Source organism: Streptococcus sp. 32226D021BW (genome assembly GCF_053545015.1).
In genome coordinates this window covers 22,763-41,438 of sequence record NZ_JBPPVC010000015.1, presented here as the reverse complement: position 1 = coordinate 41,438, position 18,676 = coordinate 22,763, and the positions used below count along the sequence as shown (strand labels likewise).

Below are 18,676 nucleotides of genomic sequence, written 5' to 3'. Positions count from 1 at the left end.
GTAGCTCAGCTTGGTAGAGTACTTGGTTTGGGACCAAGGTGTCGCAGGTTCGAATCCTGTCTTCCCGATTTATATTTCAAAGAGTAGCAATGCTACTTTTTTTGCTTTTTTCGGCTCCATAAGACTGTAGTGGGTAGATCCACCATAGAGGTTATGGAGGCTTTTTGAGTATAGAAAATCGTACATACGGCCTATAATGAAAAGCGACTAAACAATTCATTAGAAAGGATTCATGTTAAGTATGATTTCCAAGAAGCGTCCAAAATCTTCAACCTAGTAACTGCAACTTTTTGTCAAGTGCAGGGGGGAGAGCCAGTTAACATCGCTAGTGGACCTTTTTTGTCTTCTCTTTCTTGTTACTAGGGGATAAGCCAAAAGATATCTTCAAGGCATTTCTCTTAATGACTTTATGAGATTATTGGTAGCTTTTCAGTTTGGCGTTGAAATAAGGTAGTTCTAGGACATTCAGTACTTTTCCTTGTCCTTTAGTAATGTCTAATATACCGTTTGAAAAATTGGAGGAAATAGCCGAATATAAAAACGAATGGCTCAAGGTAGTTAAAAAATTCTACCCTGTAGCATTCGTTTTGTTTTATTTGAAACTGCTTCCTATAGCTTAACTTTTCTATCATCCTCTTCTTAGTTTCCCCCTATGCTATTTCCTACTCAACTTCACAACCGCCTCAGTTCGTGCTGTATGGGGAAACATATCAACGGATTGGATGTATTCAACCTTATAGGCTTTGGTCAGCTCAACTAAATCTCTGGCTAGGGTCGAAACATTGCAGGATACATAAACCATTTTAGCAGGCTTGTATTCCAAGATCGTTTTAAGGAGTTTTTCGTCTAAGCCAGTCCGAGGAGGGTCTACCACCAAGGCGTCAGCTCGATATCCGTCCCTATACCATTGAGGAATGATGTCCTCTGCCTTCCCAGCTTCGTAGTGGGTATTGGTCAGCCCCATCCGTTTGGCGTTGGCCTTAGCATCCTCGATGGCTTCTGGTATGATGTCCATCCCTCGAACAGACTTGACCTTTCTGGCAAAGGCAAAGCCAATGGTTCCCACGCCACAGTAGGCATCAATCAAGTCTTCATCGCCAGAAATATCTAATGCTTTGACTGCCTCTCCGTAGAGAACTTCCGTTTGTTGGGGATTTAGTTGGTAGAATGCTCGAGGTGACAGGGAGAATTCATAATCCAAAACAGCTTCTTCGATGGCCTGTTTGCCCCAGAGAATCTCCGTTTTTTCTCCGTATATATTACTGGACTTCTGCCTATTCCAGTTTAGAGCAACAGTGACAATAGTAGGAAATTGCTTGGTTACTTCTTCAATGAGTTTGGTCAGATTGACCTGGCAGGAGGTGACAAAAATGACCTGCACCTGACCAGATTGACGGGCTCTGCGAACCATAACTGTACGAATGCCCTGCTCCTTACGCTCGTTGTAAATAGGGATACGGTGCTTGGTTAATAGGTCCGCAATCCTATTGATAATTTTCTGGGTTTCCTTGTCTTGGACATAGCAGTCTGTAATACCAATCAGGCGATGGGAATTTTCAGCATAGAGCCCAGCCTTGACTTGCCCCTTGAATGAACGGGTTTGAAACTGTAATTTAGCCCGATAATGACTTGGCTGATCCATTCCAATGGTTGGGTGAATGAGGTAATCCTCATAGCCTGCTGGCTTAAATTTCTTCAAGGCTTGTTGGAGCAAGTCTTGCTTGAAGTCCAGTTGCTTGTCATAACGGAGGTGCATGATTTGACAGCCGCCACAGGCTTGATAAATGTCACAGCTTGGTTTGACTCGGAATTTTGATTCCTTGTTAATTTTCAGTAGCCTTGCTTCCACAAAATTACGTTTAACAGAGGTTACTTGACAATAGATTTCTTCCCCCTTGAGGGCACCCGGAACAAAGACCAGCGTTTTTTGATAAAAGCCAATACCTTCACCATTGATACCCATTCGCTTGATTTTCAAGGGAATTCGTTGGTTTACTTGTAAATTCATATTATTATTTTACCGAAAATTCCTGTATAATGAAAGAATGAGAATTACAAAAATTGAAAAGAAGAAACGACTTTATCTTTTAGAAGTTGAAGGACAGGAAAACACCTATATTACAGAAGATACCATTGTTCGCTTCATGCTCAGTAAGGACCAGGACATCACAGAAGAGGAATTTCAAGCCATTCGGGATTTTGCCCAATTTTCCTATGGGAAAAATTTAGCCTTGTATTTCATTTCTTTTAAGCAGAGAACGAGAAAAGAAGTTCTTGATTATCTGGCAAAGTATGAGATAGTGGGAACAACTGCCCTAAAAATTGTTGCTAATTTGGAAGAAGATAGGTGGATTGACGATAAAGCCTATGTAGAAACCTATATCCGTCAGAATGGCTTGAATGGTGACAAGGGACCTGCAATGATTCGTCAAAAATTGATGATGAAGGGAATTTCGAAATCAATAATTGAAGATGGACTAGCTGAGATTGATTTTTCAGACCTGGCTGAAAGGGTTGCAGAAAAATTATATCGAAAGTATCAATCTAAGTTGCCCCTGCGAGCTTTACAGGATAAGTTGGTTCAGGGATTGATAACAAAGGGCTTTTCCTATGAGCTTGCCAAACAGAGTATTGGTTCATTAGAATTGACCTCAGATGAAGAAAATGAAGCAGATTTGATTGCCAAGGAGCTGGATAAGCAGTATCGGAAATACAGCCGAAAATATGAGGGTTATGAGCTGAAACAACGTTTGACACAGGCTTTAGTCCGAAAGGGATTTGATTTTGATGCAATAAAAACAGCCATTCGTGAATATCTCTGAGAAAAATTTTCGCCTAGGTTGAAAAAATATGGTATAATAGTCGAGATAAATTGTAATAGTAGAAAGTTGGTAACAAAGTGAAATTACCAAAGGAAGGCGACTTTATTACTATTCAAAGTTATAAACATGACGGTGAAATTCATCGCACTTGGCGTGACACCATGGTATTAAAAACAACGGAAAATGCTATTATTGGAGTCAATAACCACACCTTAGTGACTGAAAATGATGGCAGACGTTGGGTAACAAGAGAGCCAGCAATCGTTTATTTTCATAAGAAATACTGGTTCAATATCATTGCAATGATTCGAGAAAATGGAGTATCTTATTATTGCAATCTTGCAAGTCCTTATGTTCTCGACAATGAAGCGCTCAAATACATCGACTATGACCTTGATGTCAAGGTTTTTGCGGATGGTGAGAAGAGGCTCTTGGATGTGGACGAATACGAGAGACATCGCAAGGCTATGAATTATTCAGATGATATTGATTTTATTTTGAAGGAAAATGTCAAGATTCTGGTTGATTGGATCAATAATCAGCGAGGTCCTTTCTCTCCAGCCTATGTCAATATCTGGTACAAACGCTATTTAGAACTGAGAAGTAGATAAAGTTAGAAAAGAAAATCCTGTTTTGCAGGTTTTTTTCTTACCATTTAAGAAGGAGTAGAGCATGGCATTTAATCAAACCAATGGCCGTTACGCTAGTTTTGGAGTTGTAACTTCACTTCCTGGTGAAGTTATCGATAGTTTCTGGTTCTTTATTGATAATTATTTAAAGGGTGTCATTCCCTTAAAAAGTGTAATCCGCTTTTCAATCAAAAATAGGAAGGGAAAAATTACGCTGGTCTTTTCCCAAGAAGGCTATAAGAATGCCATTGCTTTGGATTTGAACAGTCGCTTCGATCCCTTTTATCCGTCAACGATTTTAGTGATGGATAAGCAAGGCAAGGAGACCATTACCCTACCAGATGAAGTGACCCTCTTATAATCATATTCCATTTTCGGTTCTTGCTCAGCTCTTTTTCATTTGGAATCAATCAAATTCTACAACATCTTGTTAATATAGTGAATTTGTTGTAAAATAATGGTGAGAGATTTTGCAGATTCGAAAGGAGGATACTATGAGTGGTCAATTTGATGAAAAACCCCTTTATTTGCAGTTAGTCGATGAACTAGAAGTTGCTATTCGTGAGAGGATGGTTCCAAATGAAAAATTGCTTTCGGAGCGGGAATTGACACAGGTACACGGGGTCAGTCGCATTACCGTTCGCCTAGCCTTGCAGGAGTTGGAAAAGCGCGGCTTAGTCTATAAGAAACATGGCAAGGGAACTTATGTTTCAGAAATCTTGGATACTGCTGTTGATTTATCCCAGTCCTACAGTTTCACGGACCAGATGAGAAAGATTGGTAAGGAACCCCGAACTTCAATTCTGTCTTTTCAGACTGTTCCAGCTACTGATTATCTTGCTCAACATCTACAGTTGCGTAAGGGTGAAGAGGTTTTTGAAATAGAACGCCTTCGTCTGGCTGATGAGATCCCAATGATGCTAGAGAGGACCTATGTTCCTGCCTCTCTATTTCCGAGTTTATCTGCGGATAGAATGATGGAGTTACCCTTGTATGAATTGTTTTTAGAAGATTATGACCAAACCATTCGTTTGGCAGAAGAAGAATTTTATGCAAGTATTTCTTTGGATAATGAAGCAAAGATGTTAAGTATTCCTAACAACAGTCCAGTTCTTCATTTGGTGAGAAAAACCTACAATGATAAAAATAGGATAATTGAGTTTACACTGAGTATTGCTAGAGCGGATCAGTTTCGTTATAAGATTATTCATCAGAAATAGAAAAAAACGCAGATGGTTAAGTCTGCGTTTTTTGCATTTAACGGTGGTTAGCCGTGATTTCGAATTTGTAGTATTTCCAGTGCTTGTAGGTTTCAGTATATTCCATAATTTCGCCACTTGCGCTGTGAGTGGTTGTTTTATTTTGAAGAACTGCAGGTTCTGTTGCTTTTAAATTCAAATGTTTTGAAACGTCTTTTGGACAAGGGCTAACAATTTCATTTGTTTCAACAAAAGGTTCCTCAGACATATGGATATTGTAGTCCAACTTGAATCGTTGGTAGATAGACTGATAATGTTCTAGTGGAGCATCCGGATTTTGAATATATCGTTGAGGGATATAGGAATTGTGGAAGATGTATGGTGTATTTTCTGCTGAACGCACACGAACAATCTTATAGTAGAAATCATTCTTGTCTAGGTTGAGTTTTTCAAGAATTTCAGGGTCATTGCCTTTTTCACAAGAGAGCACGACAACGGTATCCTTATCCATTGAGAAAACTTCAATATCGGAGAATTCTACCAAGCGCCCTTTGCGGGAACGGGAAACGAAGGTTCCTTTGCCCTGTTGCCGAATCAGGTAGCCATCCTTAACCAATTCATTTACAGCACGGATAACCGTAATAGAGCTAACGTTAAATAGTTTTGTCAATTCAGATTCTGTGTAAAATTTATCGCCATTTTCAAATTTACCAGAAATAATCTGCTGACGTAAGTCATTCTGTATAAGTTGATACTTAGGTACTTTCATCTTTATAACTTCCTTTCTAGCGATTATTATACTAAATGAAGACTGAAAAATCAAAATATATAACTGAAAAATCAAAAAAACTTGCTGTAAAACCCTTTCAAATCAAGGATTTGGCAAATAGAGTAAAATATTTCAAAAAAATTTCAAAAAAGTAGTGGACATAACCAGTAAAAAGTGTTATTATATTAACAGAAAGGTATATAATTATAAAGGTGACGAGATGACAGAGTTCTATATAAAAGATCAAATTTACTTAGATCATCAACCCTTTAAAATTCTATCGGGGGCCATTCATTATTTCCGAGTGCATCCTGATGACTGGTACCATTCCTTGTATAACTTAAAAGCTTTAGGTTTTAATACGGTTGAAACCTATGTTCCTTGGAATATGCACGAACCTAAAAAAGGGGAGTTTTGCTATGAAGGGATACTGGATCTGGAGCGCTTCTTACAGCTGGCGCAGGATTTGGGGCTTTATGCTATCGTTCGCCCTTCCCCATATATTTGTGCCGAGTGGGAATGGGGAGGTCTCCCCGCTTGGCTGATTCAGGAGGAGCTGAGGGTTCGTTCGCATGATGAGCGCTACCTAAGGCACTTAGATGAATATTACGCTTCTCTTCTTCCTAAATTAGCCAAGTTCCAACTCGCACAAGGTGGCAATATCCTTATGTTCCAGGTAGAGAACGAATATGGTTCCTATGGTGAGGATAAGGAATACCTGAGGGCTGTAGCAGGTTTAATGAGGAAACATGGCTTGACAGCTCCGCTCTTCACTTCTGATGGTGCATGGCGGGCAACTCTACGAGCAGGGACCTTGATAGAAGACGACATCTTTGTGACAGGTAACTTTGGTTCGAGAGCTAGAGAAAACTTTGCAAATATGCAGGCCTTCTTTAATGAATATGGCAAAGATTGGCCCTACATGTGTATGGAGTTCTGGGATGGCTGGTTTAACCGCTGGGGTGATGAAGTTATTCGTCGCGATCCAGATGAGATGGTTGACGCTGTTATGGAATGTATTGAGTTAGGTTCGATTAACCTCTATATGTTCCACGGAGGAACCAACTTTGGCTTCATGAATGGTTGCTCGGCTCGGGGTCAGATTGATTTGCCACAGGTGACTTCTTATGACTATGATGCGATTTTAGATGAGGCTGGTAACCCAACTAAGAAATTCTATGCCTTACAAAAACGTATGAAAGAAGCCTATCCTGATTTGTCCTATGCGGAGCCACTGGTTAAGGAAGCCAAGGCATATCCAGCAGTAGAGTTAAAGGACAAGGTTGGTCTATTTTCTACAGCAGAAAATGTAAGCGATTACTCATCTAGCTTCTATCCAAAAAATATGGAAGAGTTGGGTCAATCGACAGGCTATATTCTTTATAAAACACGGCTAGAACGTGATAAGGATGAGGCAGAGCGACTTCGTGTCATTGATGCTCGAGATCGTATTCAGGTCTATGCCGATGGTCGTTTGGTTACAACCCAGTATCAGACAGAAATTGGTGAAGATATTGAATTAGAGTTCCAGTCTAACCAGGTTGAACTAGCAGTATTAGTTGAAAACATGGGACGAGTCAATTACGGTCATAAATTGACTGCACCGACACAATCCAAAGGTTTGGGTCGTGGTGCCATAGCAGACTTGCACTACATTGGTAATTGGGATATGTACCCATTGCCACTGGATGATATTTCTGGACTAGACTTCACAAAAGGGTGGCAGGAGGGGCAACCAGCCTTCTATCGCTACCAGTTTGAACTAGAAGACCTGGCAGACACTTACTTGGACATGACAGGTTTTGGTAAGGGTGTTGTATTTGTTAACAATGTAAATATCGGACGTTTCTGGGAAAAAGGTCCAATCCTTTATCTCTATATACCAAAAGGATACTTAAAGAAAGGAGAAAATGAAATAGTCGTCTTTGAGACGGAAGGACAGTATAGAGAGAAGATTAGCTTTTCACAGGAACCCGTTTATAAAGAAGTATAGGTACTCCCTTGAGAGTGTCTAACAGAAAGATTTATGAAGAAAAGGAGAATATTGTATGGCAATTATTGCTACACGTATTGATGGTCGCTTGATTCACGGTCAGGTTGCTAACCTTTGGACGACTAAATTAAATATTAGTCGGATCATGGTTATCGATGATGCTGTGGCTCAAAATGATATTGAAAAGCAAGGCTTGAAATTAGCTTGCCCTGCAGGAGTAAAACTATCTATTTTACCAATAGAAAAAGCTGCTAACAACATTAAGGAAGGTAAGTACGATAGCCAACGTCTTTTGATTGTTGCCCGTCGTCCTGAAAACTTCCTCCGCTTAGTTGAATATGGAGTGGAATTGGCAGAATTGAACGTAGGTAATATGTCTCAATCACCAGAAACTCGCTCTGTTACTCGCTCTATTAACGTTGTAGACAAGGACATTGCGGACTTTGATGCCTTGGTTGCTAAAGGAGTGAAATTGATCGCTCAAATGGTACCAGGCGACACGCCAAAAGACTTTATGCCACTCTTGGATAAGGTCAGATAAACTTCGGATATTTTTGAAAAATTTTAAAGGAGGTTCACTATTATGCAATGGTGGCAAATATTACTTCTAACGCTCTACTCTGCTTATCAGATTTGTGATGAGTTGACAATTGTATCGTCAGCTGGTTCTCCAGTCTTCGCAGGGTTCATCTCTGGTTTGATCATGGGTGACATGGCAACTGGTTTGACGATTGGAGCTGCTCTTCAATTGATGGTACTTGGTGTAGGTACTTTCGGTGGTGCATCTCGTATCGACGCAACTTCTGGTGCGGTTCTTGCGACAGCTTTCTCAGTTTCACAAGGTATTGATCCAGAATTAGCTGTAGCAACAATCGCGGTTCCAGTAGCAGCACTCCTTGTCTATACAGATATTGCTGGTCGTTTCTCAACTACTTACTTCGCACACCGTGTGGATGCAGCTGTTGAAAAATTTGATTACGCAGCAATCGAACGTAACTACCTTCTCGGTGCTATCCCATGGGCACTCTCTCGTGCACTCCCTGTATTCCTTGCTCTTACATTCGGTGGTGAATTCGTAGATGCAATGGTACAAGCTATCCAACAATATCAATGGGTTGCAAACGGTTTGACATTGGCTGCTCGTATGCTTCCAGGTCTTGGTTTCGCTATCCTTCTTCACTACCTTCCTCTTAAACGCAACCTTCACTACTTGGCAGTTGGTTTTGCCCTTACAGCTATGTTGACTGTTCTTTACGGTAACGTATCTGCATTGGGTGGCGCTGTAGCTGGCATCGTTGGTACACTTCCAGAAGATTCTGGTGTAGCATTTGTAAACAACTTCAAAGGCTTGTCAATGATTGGTATCGCAATTGTTGGTATCTTCCTTTCAGTTTTACACTATATCAACAGCCAAAAAGTAGCAGTAGTTGCTCCATCAAATTCAGAAAGTGGGGAAATTGACGATGACGAAATCTAATTACAAATTAACAAAAGAAGATTTTAATCAGATTAACAAACGTAGCTTGTTCACTTACCAACTTGGTTGGAACTATGAACGCATGCAAGGTTCAGGTTACCTTTACATGATCTTGCCACAGCTTCGTAAAATGTACGGAGACGGCACACCTGAATTGAAAGAAATGATGAAATTGCATACGCAATTCTTCAATACTTCACCATTCTTCCATACCATCATCACAGGTATTGACTTGGCTTTGGAAGAAAGCGACGGTGTTGCTTCTAAAGATGCGGTTAACGGTATCAAGACTGGTTTGATGGGTCCATTTGCACCAATCGGTGACTCAATCTTTGGTTCATTGGTTCCAGCAATCATGGGTACTGTTGCAGCGACTATGGCTAGTCAAGGTTCACCAGTTGGTATCTTCCTATGGGTGGCTGTAGCAGTTGTTTATGACATCTTCCGTTGGAAACAATTGGAAATTGCCTATAAAGAAGGTACTAAACTAATCACAACCATGCGCGACCGTTTGACTGCTCTAGTTGATGCAGCTTCTGTACTCGGTGTGTTCATGTTGGGTGCTTTGATTGCAACAATGATCAACTTTGAAGTTTCTTGGGCTCCAACTGTTGGTGAAAAAGTGATTGATGTTCAAGACTTGCTCAACACAATCTTCCCACGTTTGGTTCCAGCAATCTTCACAGGATTTGTATTCTGGTTGCTTGGCCGTAAAGGCATGACTTCTACTAAAGCTATCTTGATTATCATCGCACTTGCGGTTGGACTTTCTGCAATCGGTCACTTCGTATTCGGTATGGCGTAAGATATGGCTAAGAATTTAATTTTAGTAAGTCACGGTCTCTTCTGTGAGGAATTGAAAAAATCTACTGAGATGATTATGGGTCCTCAGGAGGACATTTATACAGTAGGCCTCTTGCCAGAAGAAGGTCCAGAAGACTTCCAGAAGAAATTTGAAGAAACAGTTGCTAATTTAGATGACTTCGTTGTCTTCGCTGACTTGTTGGGTGGCACACCAGCCAATGTTGTTTCACGCAAATTGATTGACGGTGGACAGTTTGACCTCTATGCGGGGATGAACATGCCTATGGTTATCGGTTTCTTGAACGGCGTCCTACTAGGTGAAGCAGTTGACTATGTGGAATTCGGCACAAGCAACCTCGTACACGTCAACAGCCTACTAACAAGCGATGAAGATGATGAGGAGTAAACTAGTCCGGTGGACTAGTTTAGCCCGAGCCTAGAAATAAGAGAGCGAGGGTTATTCCAAAGTATTATGGCAAGCTAATACTAGCTTTAAATAGGCTTTAAGTATCCTGAGGGGAAGCAAGTTGATTGCCTCCCCTCATTTGATTTTGTGAGGAAAAGCAATGATTGATGTAAAAGATTTTGGTGAAAAAGCGAAGCTCTATTGCTTAAAAAATAAAAATGGTATGCAGGTTAGTCTGACAGATTTTGGTGCCAGAGTGGTAGAAGTGCTTTTGCCAGTAGATGAAAATGGTGGCTTACGGAATGTCAGTTTGGCTGCCAAGTCGGATGATGATTACCGTAAGACAGATTTGTACCCTGGTTCAAGCATTGTCCCAGTAGCGGGGCGTATTTCAGGTGCTCAGGCTGAGATAAAGGGAACCAGTTATCAGTTCACAGAAAATGAACCTGGTAGAACCTTGCATGGTGGGATTGACACGGCAAATGAACAGTATTGGGATGCCCTTCTAGACCATGAAAAAAATCAAGTGACCTTTGGGATTGTCCTAAAAGATGGTTTCAATGGTTTTCCAGGAGATGTGAGGGTTGAGGCTATTTATGGTCTAACAGACCAGAACGAGTTGACGGTAGATTACCGGGCGGTGTCTGGCAAAGATACGATTTTCAATCCGACCAATCACATCTATTTCAACTTAACGGGGGATTTTCAGCAGTCAGTAGCAGACCATGAAATTCGGATTGCGGCCAATCGCTATGCTCCGCTTGGTGAGGATGATCTGCCAATAGGTGTCTTGGAGGATGTGACGGGAACGCCGTTTGACTTTAGGGAGAGAGCAAGATTTGCTCAGGGCTTTGACAGTCAACATCCTCAGAATATCCTTGTGAAAGGTTACGACCATCCATGGCTTTTGGAGCAGGTGGAGGTTCCGGTTGAAGTTAGTAGCCCAGATGGGAAAATAGGTCTGCGCGTGCGAACCAATCAGGCATCAGTGGTCATCTATACCTACAATTATCCTGTTGAAGCTTTGGCTACCTACCATGGTGCCTTTAGCTTGGAATGCCAGGCTCTGCCAAATGCTTGCAACCTAGATGGTTTTGGTTCTATTTTGCTAGAAAAAGATGAGGAATTTTTATCTCAGACTGTTTATCAATTTACATGGTAAGAAGGAGAGCTCTAACTGTGTTGCAGTTAGGCTTTTCTTGTGTTTTCTAAAAAATATGGTATAATATAGCGGTGTGTTTCAATCGAAGCAGGCGAAAGAGGAAAATAATGACGAAAGAACAAGAATTTTTAAAAGAATTTGAAGCCTGGGTCAATACTCAGGTTATGGTAAATGAGATGGCGGTAGAAGAAAGCCGTCGTGTATTGGAAGAGGATAAGGATGAGCGTGCGGCGGATGCCTACATCCGTTACGAAAGTAAGCTAGATGCTTATCGTTTTATCCAGGGGAAATTTGCCAACTATCATGCTGGCAAGAGCTTCCATGATTTACCAGATGGCTTATTTGGCCAAAGACATTATTAAAGAGAGGATAGAAATCTTGGCAAAGAAAAATGTAAATCGTAAAAAATTATTGAAGAAACAATTGGCAGACTTGAAACGTGCAGGGCGTGTGGGGGTTGAAAGAGCGACAGAAGTAGTAGAGACAGTTGCTCATAAGGCTGAGGCTGTAGTAGAGCATGCTGTAGAACAAGTGAAAGAAGTTGTAGCAGAGGTGACTTCTTCAGCGGATTCATTGGAAGACTTTTTGGCACTTCCTGAGTTGGAAGGTATTGCAGCAGCACGTTTGGAAACCTTCTACGAAGCAGGTATTCGCTCGGTAGCGGATTTTGCAAACCATACAGAAAAAGAGCTTTTGGCTCTTAAAGGTATCGGTCCAGCAACTATCAAGCAGTTGAAAGAAAAAGGGATTGCCTTGAAAGCTTAAATCCCTTGCTTTTCAAGGTGCAATTTGTTACAATAAAGCCATTCAGAGGTGTTTTGAACCCCATTTGTCACAGGAAGCGGTGGTACTGAGAAATCCGCACAAATGTCAAAACTGGTTGCTGATGATGTGAATTGAATAAGCAAAGTGCAGATAAATTATCTGAACAAGGGTGGTACCGCGGAATAACTTCGTCCCTGTCTAGCAAGTCTAGGCAGGGATTTTCATTTGGAAAGGAGAAATATGTTACATCATGTTGAGATTTACGTTTCTGACTTGGAAACTTCGCGTGCATTTTACGACTTTCTCCTGACCAAGCTGGGCTACTCGCTCTATCAGGAGTGGGAGGAAGGGCTGTCTTATAAAAAAGCAGAGCAATACCTGGTCTTTGTCCAAACGCCAGAGGATTTCCTAGAGGCAGGCTATCACCGTTGCCGAACTGGTCTCAATCATCTAGCTTTTCATGTGGGCACACCTGATGAGATTGACCAATGGCGGAAAGAATTGTTGACCAGACGAGTCAAACTGCTCTACGATGACCGCTATCCCCATGCAGGAGGACCAGACCACTATGCCCTCTATTTGGAAGACCCGGACGGGATTAAGATAGAGTTGGTGGGGGTAGGAGTTAAATAATTAAGAGGGGAGAGTTTGTTATGGAAGAATTTTTCACGAAATTTGTTAGTTGGACTGTGGAACTATATAATGCTGATAAGGTTGCTTTAGTATCTTTATGTATCAGTCTGGTTGTTGGTCTGTTCACTTGGATTAACAAATCCAGACAAGATAAAAAAGATGAGATTAGACAGGACGCTCAAGATAAAATAAATAAGGAAGCACGCCGACTTGATCAAAATTTTAAAGACTTCCAAATGGAGTTTTCTAAATATCAGCAACAAACAAATGAGTTGCAGTTTAGTATTGAAAATCGTTCTGATTTAATTCCATATTTTCACCTTAATCGAACAGAATCACACATTGAATATGATTCACAGCAAAATATATTTGTGAAAATATATTTAACTAACGTAGGGAGAGGAACTGCAACAAATATCACTACTTGTCCTATTTCAAAGGATACGAGTGGCAATAATATCTACTTTATAATTGATCCCAGATTGACTAATGAAGCTACACATTGTTTTCATGACTATTTTAGTGAAAATTTTGCTATTCCAAATTCATCCATTAGTTTAGAAATATCTGAAATAGCAAAAAATAAAAATCAGTCATATTTTTTGAAATTTAAAATTAGGTTTAGTGATGTTATTGGGAGGGAATACGAACAAGAATTTAGATTTGGTTATGATAATCAAATTGTTCATGGAATAAATCAAAATTCTACAAGCTATCCACCTAAATTAGTAAAAGATATTAGAAGAGAGGAAAATTAAATGTCAAAAGAATTATCACCAAAATACAATCCAGCCGAGGTTGAGGCTGGTCGTTACCAGACTTGGTTGGACCAAGATGTCTTTAAGCCGTCAGGCGATGCGGAGGCCAAGCCTTATTCGATCGTCATTCCACCGCCAAACGTAACTGGTAAGTTGCACTTGGGACACGCTTGGGATACCACCCTTCAAGACATCATTATCCGCCAGAAACGCATGCAGGGCTTTGATACCCTCTGGCTTCCAGGTATGGACCATGCGGGGATTGCTACTCAGGCTAAGGTGGAGGAGCGCTTGCGGGAGCAAGGTGTGACCCGTTATGACTTGGGTCGTGAAAAATTCCTCGAAAAAGTCTGGGAATGGAAGGATGAGTACGCGGCGACTATTCGTGAGCAATGGGGCAAGTTGGGTCTGTCTTTAGACTATCAACGTGACCGCTTCACGCTGGACGAAGGCTTGTCAAAAGCTGTTCGCAAGGTCTTTGTTGAACTCTACAAAAAAGGCTGGATCTACCGTGGCGAATTTATCATCAACTGGGACCCAGCGGCTCGCACAGCCCTTTCTGATATTGAAGTTATCCACAAGGATGTTGAAGGTGCCTTCTACCATATGACCTATATGCTTGAAGACGGCTCACGTGGTCTTCAAGTTGCGACAACCCGTCCTGAAACTATGTTCGGTGACGTTGCGGTGGCAGTTAACCCAGAAGACCCACGTTACAAGGACTTGATTGGTAAAAATGTTATCCTGCCAATCGTTAACAAGCCAATCCCAATCGTTGCGGATGAACACGCAGATCCTGAATTTGGTACAGGGGTTGTGAAAATTACGCCTGCTCACGATCCAAATGACTTCCTTGTCGGTCAACGCCACAATCTGCCACAAGTCAATGTTATGAATGATGACGGCACCATGAACGAGTTGGCAAGTGAATTTGCAGGTATGGACCGCTTTGAAGCTCGTAAGGCAACGGTTGCTAAGTTACAAGAGCTGGGTGCCCTTGTGGAAATCGAAAACCGTGTGCATTCAGTTGGTCACTCAGAGCGTACTGGTGTGGTAGTCGAGCCACGCTTGTCAACCCAGTGGTTTGTTAAGATGGACCAGTTGGCTAAGAATGCCATTGCCAACCAAGACACAGCTGATAAGGTAGAATTTTACCCACCACGTTTCAATGATACCTTCCTCCAATGGATGGAAAATGTACACGACTGGGTTATCTCTCGTCAGCTTTGGTGGGGTCATCAGATTCCAGCATGGTATAACGAATCTGGCGAAATGTATGTCGGAGAAGAGGCTCCAGCAGGTGACGGTTGGGTACAGGATGAGGATGTCCTAGATACCTGGTTCAGCTCTGCCCTTTGGCCATTCTCAACAATGGGCTGGCCTGACGAAAATGCGGCGGACTTCCAGCGTTACTTCCCAACTTCAACCTTGGTAACGGGTTACGACATCATCTTCTTCTGGGTGTCACGCATGATTTTCCAATCGCTTGAGTTCACAGGCCGTCAACCATTTAAGAACGTGCTGATCCACGGTTTGATCCGTGACGAAGAAGGTCGCAAGATGTCCAAGTCACTCGGAAACGGGATTGATCCGATGGATGTTATCGAGAAATATGGTGCGGACGCTTTGAGATGGTTCCTGTCAAACGGTTCTGCCCCTGGTCAAGATGTTCGCTTCTCTTATGAGAAGATGGATGCGTCTTGGAACTTTATCAATAAGATTTGGAACATTTCCCGCTACATCCTCATGAACAATGAAGGCTTGACTTTGGATGCGGCGCGTGAGAATGTAGCTAAAGTCGCAGCTGGCGAGGCTGGTAACGTGACGGACCGCTGGATCCTCCACAACCTCAACGAAACCATTGCCAAGGTTACTGAAAACTTCGACAAGTTCGAGTTCGGTGTGGCTGGTCACATCCTCTACAACTTCATCTGGGAAGAGTTCGCCAACTGGTATGTGGAGCTGACCAAGGAGGTGCTTTACAGCGACAACGAGGCCGAGAAAGTCATGACCCGCTCTGTCCTTCTCTACACGCTGGACCAAATCCTTCGCCTCCTCCACCCTATCATGCCGTTTGTGACGGAAGAAATCTTCGCCCAGTATGCAGAAGGCTCTATCGTGGTGGCGGCTTACCCTGTTGTCAACCCAGCCTTTGACAATGCGGAAGCCCACAAGGGTGTGGAAAGCCTCAAGGACTTGATCCGTTCGGTGCGAAATAGCAGAGCAGAAGTGAACGTTGCTCCATCTAAACCGATTACCATCTTGATTAAGACAGCGGATGCTGAGCTTGAAACCTTCTTCAAGGCAAATGAAAACTACATCCGACGCTTTACAAATCCAGAGCAGTTGGAAATCAGTTCAAGCATTGCTGCGCCAGAATTAGCCATGTCAGCCGTTATCACCGGTGCTGAAATCTTCTTGCCGCTAGCCGACCTCCTCAACGTCGAAGAAGAGTTGGCTCGACTAGATAAAGAACTTGCCAAGTGGCAAAAAGAACTAGACATGGTCGGAAAAAAACTCAGCAACGAACGCTTCATCGCCAACGCCAAACCAGAAGTCGTTGAAAAAGAAAAACAAAAACAAGCCGACTACCAAGCAAAATACGATGCGACAGTAGGGCGGATTGAAGAGATGAAGAAACTGGTCTAGTGGTCTAACATCACTTGATACTGCGTCAACTCACCTTGCCGTACTCAAGTACTGTCTGCGGTGTCGTTTCCTAGTCTCAAGCTGATTTGCCACACTAGATTAAACAAATCCCCAGCCTAAAAAGGCTGGGTTTTGTGGTATAATAAGGCTAGTAATTCAAACAGGAGGAGTCTATGCAACCTACTTACAGTATTGATAATCCCAATCTTTCCTACGAAGCCAAGCAAGAACTCTGGGAAACGGGTTTTGGTCTTCAAAAAGTGGATGGGTTGACTCCGTCTGTTTATATGGAGGAGTTGGCTGATAGGCAAGCTCGTGGAGAATACACCTATGAACAGGTGTATAAGGAAATTACAAAATATCACCAGTCAACTGATGCCAGTACACAAGAGGCAGATATTGTCTCTCTCCGAATTGTTGAAATGCTTTCTCAAAATGGTTTTAGCCTCCGACCAACTACTCTCTTATATATCCATAAAGAGCTCTTTCAAGGTGTTTTTGGCAACAGTATTCCAGTTGGTGAGTATCGAACGGTTAACATTACAAAAAATGAGCCAGTCTTAAAGGGGGATACTGTGATTTATTCAGATTTTCCTTTGATTGTTGCCACTTTGGATTATGATTTTCAGCAAGAAAGAGATTTTTCTTATGCTGGATTAGATAAAAAAGCCATTGTTGCTCATATCCAATCCTTTATCTCAGGCATCTGGCAAATACATCCATTCCGAGAAGGAAACACGAGAACAATTACCGTATTTCTCATCAAATACCTTCGCTCACTTGGTTTTGACATTGACAACGAACCTTTTCAAAAACATGCCAAATATTTTCGAGATGCCCTTGTACTTGACAATGCTAAGTTAGTCAATAAACGCTCAGACTTTTTAACCACCTTCTTTGAAAATCTCCTCTTGAACGGTCAGAATGATTTGTCAAGTGAGAGGATGTACGAGGAGTTGGGGGTTGTTGAATAACAAGAAATTAGTGTATGTACCCAACTTAAAAAGATATAATTAGATACGGATTATTTAGGAGGTATAGTTATGCCAGAGAAAAGAAATTATATTTTCAAATTAAACGTTCAACCTCATGTTTTAAGGAAATATCACAATAATATTGATGAGTTGAAGTCAAAAATAATTCCAACAGCTATTTTTAATGCATATAATGATTTATTCTCTAATCCAGTAATTGAAAATGATAAATTAAATTTAGTAATTTTTCAAGATTATAATGAAATAGCTGAATCTGAAGAATACAGAAGTCTTGTAAAAATTACAGATGAGATTGCTGTTGAATACAAGGGTATTACCAATGAGTATAAGAGGGGAAATGGAATATATTATAATCCGGATTTTTTATTTAAATTAGAAAAGGCTATGAACGATAGGAAGACACTCTTATCAAAGTTTGTGGTTTTGAATCAGGCTAATTCCCGATATACCAGTAGTCAGGTTTATGAGGAAATTGAGCGTTTATATGACTTTAATATTGATTCTGAAGTTGGGAAGGGATTAGATCATTTAAGAAGAGTAAGAAAAATTATTCTATATCTTGAAGAACAAATTTTGAATGGGATAGAGGAAATTGAAGTAAATTATTCGTTTGATAATGAAATGATTACTGTTAAAAATGTAACAATTGATGAAGCATTGGCTTCGTATAAAAAGATTGAAAATCAAATAAATGATACCAAAAGTGAAATAGGATCTATAAAGATTAATCCTGTATATGAGAATGTGGTATTAAATACTACTGAAAGTATGAAATCTATTGAAATTATCACAACTTATCCGAACGGTGATACCGAAGATGAGTTGGATATTTTACTTGAACTTCCAAAAATAACGGATTCCAAAGAATCTAGAGCAACCTTGATATGTTCAGACATGACAGATAATAAAGAGTTTTTAGAAAAGATACAAAAGATATTGGCCATTCCTAGTAGAAAAGGATATTTAGTAGATATAAAAAGCAATGGGATTACAATCATTAATTTCTTAAAGTCAATAATAAAACATGAGTGAGGAAATAATGCAGCGAATTGAAAAGAATCCAATTAAAATTATTTATAAAACAAAGAATAAGTTACTACCAGTAAGTGTGTGGATTTCATATCTAATATTAGTAATGATTATATTAGTTCTGACATTCATTGTTCCAGATACCATTTTAAATGTTGATTTTCAAGTTTTTGAAACGTGGCAGTTTATTGTAATGTCCTTATCAGCATTAGCATTTATATTGTCTATGTATATGTTTGGTCGAGAAGTGTATTCAATTGAGGATTTTGCAAAATTTTATCTTAGTAAACCTGAAGTATACTATGGATATTTAGCTGATTATTTATTTCCGTCGTTACTTTGGTGTATAATTATTATGCTTTCTATTTTTAAAATGGTAATTGTGATTACGATTGAACAGGTATTTTTAGAGTTGTTGCAAGTGATTTTTTTGTCAATTGTAATCCTAGCAATTGTGTCAACGATAACATTAGTAATTCACAATATGAATAGAGTATCAAATAAAGTTGTACAAAAAAGTAGAGAAATTAGTAAGGACTGAGCTGAAAAAACATCTACGTAAAATTTTCTAGTTTATTTTAATCAT

At 40.6% G+C, this 18,676-nt stretch carries 20 protein-coding genes; 18 read left to right on the top strand and 2 right to left on the bottom strand.

The window, feature by feature from the left end; all coding sequences use genetic code 11:
* Positions 1–655: 655 nt before the first annotated feature.
* Positions 656–2,008, bottom strand: coding sequence for a 23S rRNA (uracil(1939)-C(5))-methyltransferase RlmD (gene rlmD / locus ACEE44_RS09020; protein ID WP_449171993.1), 1,353 nt, complete (start codon positions 2,006–2,008; stop codon positions 656–658).
* 37 nt (positions 2,009–2,045) lie between these two features.
* On the opposite strand from rlmD, the gene recX reads away from it, so the two are divergent.
* From recX to ACEE44_RS09000, 4 genes are all read left to right on the top strand, one after another.
* Positions 2,046–2,822, top strand: a complete 777-nt coding sequence (gene recX, locus ACEE44_RS09015; RefSeq protein WP_449171992.1) for a recombination regulator RecX — start codon at positions 2,046–2,048, stop codon at positions 2,820–2,822.
* A gap of 77 nt (positions 2,823–2,899) precedes the next feature.
* Complete coding sequence (gene ntdP, locus ACEE44_RS09010) at positions 2,900–3,433, top strand: nucleoside tri-diphosphate phosphatase (protein WP_449171991.1); 534 nt, start codon at positions 2,900–2,902, stop codon at positions 3,431–3,433.
* Between the two features lie 61 nt (positions 3,434–3,494).
* A complete protein-coding gene (locus tag ACEE44_RS09005) occupies positions 3,495–3,812 on the top strand; it encodes a DUF960 domain-containing protein (RefSeq protein ID WP_449171990.1) in 318 nt (105 codons plus the stop codon).
* Positions 3,813–3,945: 133 nt separating this feature from the next.
* The gene (locus ACEE44_RS09000; protein WP_449171989.1) at positions 3,946–4,671 is read left to right on the top strand and encodes a GntR family transcriptional regulator; all 726 of its coding nucleotides are present in this window, start codon (positions 3,946–3,948) and stop codon (positions 4,669–4,671) included.
* Between the two features lie 37 nt (positions 4,672–4,708).
* On the opposite strand, the gene ACEE44_RS08995 is transcribed toward ACEE44_RS09000, so the two are convergent.
* Positions 4,709–5,419 (bottom strand): GntR family transcriptional regulator, encoded by a 711-nt coding sequence (locus ACEE44_RS08995; protein ID WP_449171988.1) that lies wholly within the window; start codon positions 5,417–5,419, stop codon positions 4,709–4,711.
* A gap of 220 nt (positions 5,420–5,639) precedes the next feature.
* On the opposite strand from ACEE44_RS08995, the gene ACEE44_RS08990 reads away from it, so the two are divergent.
* The 14 genes from ACEE44_RS08990 (at position 5,640) to ACEE44_RS08925 (ending at position 18,631) form a co-directional block, all read left to right on the top strand.
* Positions 5,640–7,412, top strand: a complete 1,773-nt coding sequence (locus ACEE44_RS08990; protein ID WP_449171987.1) for a glycoside hydrolase family 35 protein — start codon at positions 5,640–5,642, stop codon at positions 7,410–7,412.
* A gap of 55 nt (positions 7,413–7,467) precedes the next feature.
* On the top strand, positions 7,468–7,953 hold the full coding sequence (locus ACEE44_RS08985) for a PTS system mannose/fructose/N-acetylgalactosamine-transporter subunit IIB (protein WP_332412418.1): 486 nt from the start codon (positions 7,468–7,470) through the stop codon (positions 7,951–7,953).
* 39 nt (positions 7,954–7,992) lie between these two features.
* A complete protein-coding gene (locus tag ACEE44_RS08980; protein ID WP_449171996.1) occupies positions 7,993–8,889 on the top strand; it encodes a PTS mannose/fructose/sorbose/N-acetylgalactosamine transporter subunit IIC in 897 nt (298 codons plus the stop codon).
* Positions 8,876–9,694, top strand: a complete 819-nt coding sequence (locus ACEE44_RS08975) for a PTS system mannose/fructose/sorbose family transporter subunit IID (protein WP_105144994.1) — start codon at positions 8,876–8,878, stop codon at positions 9,692–9,694. The genes ACEE44_RS08980 and ACEE44_RS08975 overlap by 14 nt, the downstream gene beginning before the upstream one ends.
* A 3-nt stretch (positions 9,695–9,697) precedes the next feature.
* Positions 9,698–10,099: a PTS sugar transporter subunit IIA gene (locus tag ACEE44_RS08970; RefSeq protein ID WP_449171986.1), complete on the top strand. Its 402-nt coding sequence runs from the start codon at positions 9,698–9,700 to the stop codon at positions 10,097–10,099.
* A gap of 160 nt (positions 10,100–10,259) precedes the next feature.
* Entirely contained in the window at positions 10,260–11,261 is a 1,002-nt protein-coding gene (locus ACEE44_RS08965) for an aldose epimerase family protein (RefSeq protein WP_449171985.1), read from the top strand.
* Positions 11,262–11,368: 107 nt separating this feature from the next.
* On the top strand, positions 11,369–11,623 hold the full coding sequence (locus tag ACEE44_RS08960) for a DUF1912 family protein (RefSeq protein ID WP_029750528.1): 255 nt from the start codon (positions 11,369–11,371) through the stop codon (positions 11,621–11,623).
* A gap of 16 nt (positions 11,624–11,639) precedes the next feature.
* Positions 11,640–12,026, top strand: coding sequence for a helix-hairpin-helix domain-containing protein (locus ACEE44_RS08955; RefSeq protein ID WP_449171995.1), 387 nt, complete (start codon positions 11,640–11,642; stop codon positions 12,024–12,026).
* A 240-nt stretch (positions 12,027–12,266) separates the two neighbouring features.
* Positions 12,267–12,659, top strand: a complete 393-nt coding sequence (locus tag ACEE44_RS08950; protein ID WP_449171984.1) for a VOC family protein — start codon at positions 12,267–12,269, stop codon at positions 12,657–12,659.
* Positions 12,660–12,679: 20 nt separating this feature from the next.
* Positions 12,680–13,417 carry a hypothetical protein gene (locus ACEE44_RS08945; RefSeq protein ID WP_449171983.1) on the top strand — a complete coding sequence of 246 codons (738 nt, stop codon included), beginning with the start codon at positions 12,680–12,682 and terminating at the stop codon, positions 13,415–13,417.
* The gene (locus ACEE44_RS08940; protein WP_449171982.1) at positions 13,418–16,066 is read left to right on the top strand and encodes a valine--tRNA ligase; all 2,649 of its coding nucleotides are present in this window, start codon (positions 13,418–13,420) and stop codon (positions 16,064–16,066) included.
* A gap of 173 nt (positions 16,067–16,239) precedes the next feature.
* Positions 16,240–17,040, top strand: a complete 801-nt coding sequence (locus ACEE44_RS08935; RefSeq protein WP_449171981.1) for a Fic family protein — start codon at positions 16,240–16,242, stop codon at positions 17,038–17,040.
* 69 nt (positions 17,041–17,109) lie between these two features.
* A complete protein-coding gene (locus tag ACEE44_RS08930) occupies positions 17,110–18,093 on the top strand; it encodes a hypothetical protein (RefSeq protein ID WP_172096390.1) in 984 nt (327 codons plus the stop codon).
* A 7-nt stretch (positions 18,094–18,100) separates the two neighbouring features.
* Complete coding sequence (locus ACEE44_RS08925) at positions 18,101–18,631, top strand: hypothetical protein (protein ID WP_449171980.1); 531 nt, start codon at positions 18,101–18,103, stop codon at positions 18,629–18,631.
* Positions 18,632–18,676: the final 45 nt, after the last annotated feature.

Excerpts from the sequence above, each read along its gene's own strand:
- rlmD (WP_449171993.1), bottom strand. The coding sequence starts at position 2,008 with ATGAATTTACAAGTAAACCAACGAATTCCCTTGAAAATCAAGCGAATG.
- recX (WP_449171992.1), top strand. The coding sequence starts at position 2,046 with ATGAGAATTACAAAAATTGAAAAGAAGAAACGACTTTATCTTTTAGAA.
- ACEE44_RS09005 (WP_449171990.1), top strand. The coding sequence starts at position 3,495 with ATGGCATTTAATCAAACCAATGGCCGTTACGCTAGTTTTGGAGTTGTA.
- ACEE44_RS09000 (WP_449171989.1), top strand. The coding sequence starts at position 3,946 with ATGAGTGGTCAATTTGATGAAAAACCCCTTTATTTGCAGTTAGTCGAT.
- ACEE44_RS08995 (WP_449171988.1), bottom strand. The coding sequence starts at position 5,419 with ATGAAAGTACCTAAGTATCAACTTATACAGAATGACTTACGTCAGCAG.
- ACEE44_RS08990 (WP_449171987.1), top strand. The coding sequence starts at position 5,640 with ATGACAGAGTTCTATATAAAAGATCAAATTTACTTAGATCATCAACCC.
- ACEE44_RS08985 (WP_332412418.1), top strand. The coding sequence starts at position 7,468 with ATGGCAATTATTGCTACACGTATTGATGGTCGCTTGATTCACGGTCAG.
- ACEE44_RS08975 (WP_105144994.1), top strand. The coding sequence starts at position 8,876 with ATGACGAAATCTAATTACAAATTAACAAAAGAAGATTTTAATCAGATT.
- ACEE44_RS08970 (WP_449171986.1), top strand. The coding sequence starts at position 9,698 with ATGGCTAAGAATTTAATTTTAGTAAGTCACGGTCTCTTCTGTGAGGAA.
- ACEE44_RS08965 (WP_449171985.1), top strand. The coding sequence starts at position 10,260 with ATGATTGATGTAAAAGATTTTGGTGAAAAAGCGAAGCTCTATTGCTTA.
- ACEE44_RS08960 (WP_029750528.1), top strand. The coding sequence starts at position 11,369 with ATGACGAAAGAACAAGAATTTTTAAAAGAATTTGAAGCCTGGGTCAAT.
- ACEE44_RS08950 (WP_449171984.1), top strand. The coding sequence starts at position 12,267 with ATGTTACATCATGTTGAGATTTACGTTTCTGACTTGGAAACTTCGCGT.
- ACEE44_RS08945 (WP_449171983.1), top strand. The coding sequence starts at position 12,680 with ATGGAAGAATTTTTCACGAAATTTGTTAGTTGGACTGTGGAACTATAT.
- ACEE44_RS08940 (WP_449171982.1), top strand. The coding sequence starts at position 13,418 with ATGTCAAAAGAATTATCACCAAAATACAATCCAGCCGAGGTTGAGGCT.
- ACEE44_RS08935 (WP_449171981.1), top strand. The coding sequence starts at position 16,240 with ATGCAACCTACTTACAGTATTGATAATCCCAATCTTTCCTACGAAGCC.
- ACEE44_RS08930 (WP_172096390.1), top strand. The coding sequence starts at position 17,110 with ATGCCAGAGAAAAGAAATTATATTTTCAAATTAAACGTTCAACCTCAT.
- ACEE44_RS08925 (WP_449171980.1), top strand. The coding sequence starts at position 18,101 with ATGCAGCGAATTGAAAAGAATCCAATTAAAATTATTTATAAAACAAAG.